The organism is Parafrankia sp. EUN1f (genome assembly GCF_000177675.1).
Lineage (GTDB): Bacteria > Actinomycetota > Actinomycetes > Frankiales > Frankiaceae > Parafrankia.
In genome coordinates this window covers 1-5084 of record NZ_ADGX01000284.1, presented here as the reverse complement: position 1 = coordinate 5084, position 5084 = coordinate 1, and the positions used below count along the sequence as shown (strand labels likewise).

Genomic DNA, 5084 nt, shown 5'->3' with positions numbered 1-5084 from the left:
ACACCTGGACACCGTTCATGGCCACGTCGAGCTGGTCGGGCTCGAACGCCGCGGCGGTGGTGCCGATCGCCGCGAGCACCCGGCCCCAGTTCGGGTCCTTGCCGTAGAGCGCGCACTTGAGCAGGTTGTTCCGCGCGATCGCCCGGCCGACCTCGAGCGCATCCGCCTCGGAGGCCGCCCCGGTGACCGTGATGGAGATCGTCTTCGTGGATCCTTCGGCATCGCCGAGCATCTGGCCCGCCAGGTCCTCGCAGACGGCGGTGACCAGCTCGGTCAGCTCGGCCTCGGGCAGCGCCCGCCCCGACGCACCCGACGCGAGCAGCAGCACGGTGTCGTTGGTCGACAGGCATCCGTCGGAGTCGACCCGCTCGAAGGTCGTGCGGCAGGCCTCCCGCACGACACGGTCAAGAGTCGCGGCGTCGGCGACGGCATCGGTCGTGACGACGACGAGCATCGTCGCGAGCGACGGCGCCAGCATGGCCGCGCCCTTGCCCATGCCGCCGACGGTGACGACGCTCCCGCCCTCCCGGCTGTGGCGGACCGCCTCCTTCGCCACGGTGTCGGTGGTGCGGATGGCCTCGGCCGCGGCACCCCCGCCACTCGCGGACAGCGCGGCCACCGCCTCGACCACCCCCGGGAGCAGGAGGTCCATGGGCAGCGGGACACCGATCAGGCCGGTCGAGCAGACCGCGACCTCGCCCGCGCCGATGCCGAGCTCGGCGGCGACCCGCTCCGCGGTGGTGTGGGTGTCGGCGAACCCCGCCGGCCCGGTGCAGGCGTTCGCACCACCGGAGTTGAGCACGACCGCTCGCAGCCGGCCCCCGGTGAGGACCTGGCGGGTCCACAGCACGGGCGCGGCCTGCACCCGGTTGCGGGTGAACACGCCCGCCGCGGCATCGGCGGGACCGTCGTTGACGACGATCGCGACATCTGGACGCCCGGACGGCTTCAGCCCGGCCGCGACTCCGGCGGCCCGGAAGCCCTGGGCTGCGGTGACGCTCATGCCTGTTCCCCTTCCCCACTCACTCCGACTACGGACCGGCGAGCTACGACCCGGCGAGCCATGGCCCCGCGACCCGCGGCCCGGCGACCCGCGGCCCGGCGACCCGCGGTTGACGCGGTCACGGGGCGAGGCCCTGGGCGCTCAGGCCGGTGCCCTCCGGCTGGCCGAGCATGAGGTTGGCGCACTGGAGGGCCTGGCCCGCGGCGCCCTTCGTGAGGTTGTCGATGGCCGCCACGACGACCACCCGGCCGGCCTCGGCGTCCACCGTCGCCTGCAGGTGCACGCAGTTGCTGCCGAGGGTGGACGAGGTGTGCGGCCACCGGCCCGGCGGCAGCACCCGCACGAACGGCTCGCCGTCGTAGAAGGCTCGCAGGATCCCGGTGACCGTCTCGGCGTCCGCGCCGAGGCCGGTGCCCAGATCGTCACCAGCCGCGAGCTCGGCGGACAGGCGGGCGGTGCAGGTCGCCAGGATGCCGCGCGGCATCGGCGCCAGGACCGGGGTGAACGACAACGACACCGGTGACCGCGCGTACCGGGTGAGGGTCTGGACGATCTCGGGCCTGTGCTGGTGACCACCGACCTTGTAGGCGGTCAGGTCACCCATCACCTCACTGCCGAGGAGGTTGACCTTCGCCGACCGCCCGGCGCCGGAGGTGCCGCTCGCGGCGACGACGACGAGGTCGGACGGGTCCACCGCGCCGGCCGCGATCAGCGGCACCAGCGCCAGGGTGATCGCGGTCGGGTAGCACCCCGGCGCGGCGACCCGGTTGCTGACCCTGATCTCCTCCCGGGCCCCAGGCAGCTCCGGCATGCCGTAGGTCCAGGTACCGGCATGTTCGCCGCCGTAGGCCCGGCGCCACACCCGCGGGTCGGCGAGGCGGTGGTCGGCCCCGAGATCGACGACCCGCACACCGGCGGGCAACGTGGCCGCGACCGCGCCCGACTGCCCGTGCGGGAGCGCGAGGAAGACGATGTCGGCGCTCGTGGTGGCCAGGGCGGCGGTGTCGACGAACACCCGCCCGGCGAGATCGGGCAGGTGCGGATGCACCTCGGTCACGTCCACACCGGCGGACGTGTTGGCCGCCAGGTCACCGATGTCGATGCCGGGGTGGCCGAGCAGCAGCCGAAGCAGCTCCCCGCCGCCGTACCCGCTCGCGCCCGCAACCGCCGCAGTCACACCCATGACTGAAAACTTATACACACCCACCTATGGAAATTCAAGGGGCAGGTCACGCGACCGCACCGGCGACGACCTCCAGAGCGGGGGCGCCTATTACCGACTCGTTACATGAAAGTAAAGGACAGAGCCGGCACCACCGGGGCACACTTTCTACAAAGACCACTCCGGGACAACGAGGTACCGGGGCGGGAAACGGGTCGGGGTGGGTGCCAGCAGCACCCACCCCGACTCATCACCCAGGCATCCGACGCATCCAGACATCCGACGCATCCGCACCTGCACCCGATCTCCGCCGGGTATGCACGCGGACGCGGCGGGTCAGCCGCGCTCAGCCACGCAGCACCGCTCCAGTGCGGCTCGCGGCCTCGGCCACCGCCGCGTCGCGGATGTCGTTCGCCTCCCCGGCGGTCAGCGTGCGGTCGGCGGCACGCAGCCGGAGACCGAAGGCGAGCGAACGCCGACCGGGGCCGACCTGGCCGCCCTCGTAGACGTCGAACAGCGACAGCGACTCCAGCAGCTCCCCGGCGCCGGCCCGCAGCGCCTCGGTCACCGCGGCGACGGACACCTCGGCACCGGTCACCAGCGCGACATCCCGGTCGGCCGGCGGGAAGGTGGAGATCGCGGGCGCGGCGACCGCCGGCCGCTCGAGCGCCACGGCGATCAGCGCGTCGAGGTCGAGCTCCATGGCGCACGAGCGGGCCGGCAGCCCGGCAGCGCCCAGCACCCGCGGGTGCAGCTCCCCCGCGTGCCCGACGACCCGGCCGTCGACCGACAGCTCGGCGCAGCGGCCGGGATGCCACGGCAGTACGTCACCGGTGCTGACCGTGAGCTCCACCCCGACCGCCGCCGCGACGCTGTGCGCGCCGGCGACCGCGTCACCCCAGTCGGCGGCCCGGCCCGGGCCCCACCAGCCGGCGGGTTCGCGCAGACCGGTGAGGATGACCGCCACGTGCCGCGGCTGGTCGGGCAGTGCACTGTCCAGCGCACGGATCTCGGCCTCGCTGGGCCGGCGGTCGACCGGCGGCGTGGCGACCGCGACGGCACCCCCCGCCGGCTCACGGAAGACCAGTCCGCTCTCGAAGAGGGCGAGATCCGTCTGGCCGCGGCCGAGGTTGCGGCCAGCGGCGTCGATCAGCCCGGACAGCAGCGTCGTGCGCAGGTACGAGGCGTCCTGCGCGATCGGGTTGGTCACCCGGACGGCGGCCCGGCGCGGGTCGCCGTCGGGCAGGCTCAGGACGTCCGAGGCGTCAGCACCGACGAACGGCAGGGTCAGCACCTCGACGAAGCCGTCGGCGGCCAGCGCCCGCCCGACCGCCCGACGCAGCCGCTGCGCCTCGGTCAGCCCACGGCCCGCGGGAAGCAGCGGCAGGGTGACCGGGATCGTGTCGTAGCCCTCCAGGCGCACGACCTCCTCGACGAGGTCCGCCGGGCGCGCCAGATCGGGACGCCACGAGGGCACCGTGACCTCGACCGTGCCCGAAGCGGCAGCGCCCGACGCCCCAGCAACCGAGGCGGGGTCGGAGACGACGGCGCCGATGTCGGCCAGCCGCTGCCGGATCACGTCGAGAGGGTAGGGGCGACCGGCGAGCCGCTCCGGCTCACCCAGCGGGAACGTGATCGTCACCGGTGCCGGCCGGTGGTCGACGTCGGTGCCGCCCGGCTCGGCGCTGGCACCGGCCAGCTCGCCCAGCAGGTCGACGGCACGCTGCGCGGCCACCGGGGCGAGCGCCGGGTCCACGCCGCGTTCGAACCGCCGTGACGCCTCGGATCCGAGGCGGTGGCGGCGGGCGGTCCGCGCGACCACGATGGCGTCGAAATGCGCCGATTCCAGCACGATGTCGGTCGTCGTCGCGGAGATCTCCGTCGCCGCGCCGCCCATCACGCCGGCGAGCGCGATCGGGCCGGAGTCGTCGGCGATCACCAGGTCCTCGGGGTCGAGCACCCGGTCGACCCCGTCAAGGGTGAGCAGACGCTCACCGGCCCGGGCCCGGCGGACGACGATCGGCCCGGAGAGCTTGGCCCGGTCGAAGGCGTGCAGCGGCTGGCCCAGCCCGAGCATCACGATGTTGGTGACGTCGACCGGGGCGGAGATCGGCCGCATCCCGGCCAGCGACAGCCGCCGGGCCCAGCCCAGCGGGGTGCGGGCAGTCGGGTCGACGCCACTGACGACGCGCGCGACGTACCGGTCGCAGGCGGCCGTGTCCTCCACCCGAACCGGGTAGCCGGCCGCACCGGCTTCCCCGCCATCGCCGGTGCCACCGGGCAGCGGGCCGGCGTCGGACGCCAGGCCACCCCACTGGCCGGGATCGCCGAAGGGCAGCCCGAACGCGGTCGCCGTCTCCCGGGCGATACCGCGCACCGACAACCCGTACCCGCGGTCGGGCGTGACGGCGATGTCGAGCACCTCGTCGCTGACGGCGAGCAGCTCGGCGACATGCGCGCCGATCGGCGTGTCCGGCGGCAGCACCAGGATCCCGCTGTGGTCATCGCCCAGCCCGAGCTCACGAGCGGAGCAGATCATGCCGTCGCTGACATGCCCGTACGTCTTGCGCGAGCTGATCTCGAAGCCGCCGGGCAGGACGGACCCGGGCAGTGCCACCGGAACCCGGTCACCGACCTCGAAGTTGAACGCGCCGCAGATGACGCCGCGCACGCCCGGCTCGGAGACCTCGGCACCCGCCGCACCAGACGCGTCCGGCGCACCGGACGCGTCCGCCGCGCCCAGCTCCGCGACGCGGACCTGGCACCAGCGGACGTCCTTCTTCTTCGTCGGCACGACCTCGATGGAGACCACCTCGCCGACCACAACCCCGGCCAGGTCCGAGCCGACGGTCTCCAGCCCCTCGACCTCGAACCCGGCGCGGATCAGTGCCTCCGCGACCGCCTTCGCCGGCGGCAGCG

General features: G+C 74.2%; 3 protein-coding genes. All 3 read right to left on the bottom strand.

Annotated features, from left to right (window positions below):
* A partial coding sequence (argJ, locus tag FREUN1FDRAFT_RS37790) for a bifunctional glutamate N-acetyltransferase/amino-acid acetyltransferase ArgJ (RefSeq protein WP_006545714.1) occupies positions 1-1003 on the bottom strand: 1003 nt, incomplete at its 3' end.
* A gap of 118 nt (positions 1004-1121) precedes the next feature.
* Entirely contained in the window at positions 1122-2186 is a 1065-nt protein-coding gene (argC, locus tag FREUN1FDRAFT_RS37785) for an N-acetyl-gamma-glutamyl-phosphate reductase (RefSeq protein WP_035957444.1), read from the bottom strand.
* A 325-nt stretch (positions 2187-2511) separates the two neighbouring features.
* Positions 2512-5082 (bottom strand): phenylalanine--tRNA ligase subunit beta, encoded by a 2571-nt coding sequence (gene pheT, locus FREUN1FDRAFT_RS37780; RefSeq protein ID WP_006545712.1) that lies wholly within the window; start codon positions 5080-5082, stop codon positions 2512-2514.
* Positions 5083-5084: the final 2 nt, after the last annotated feature.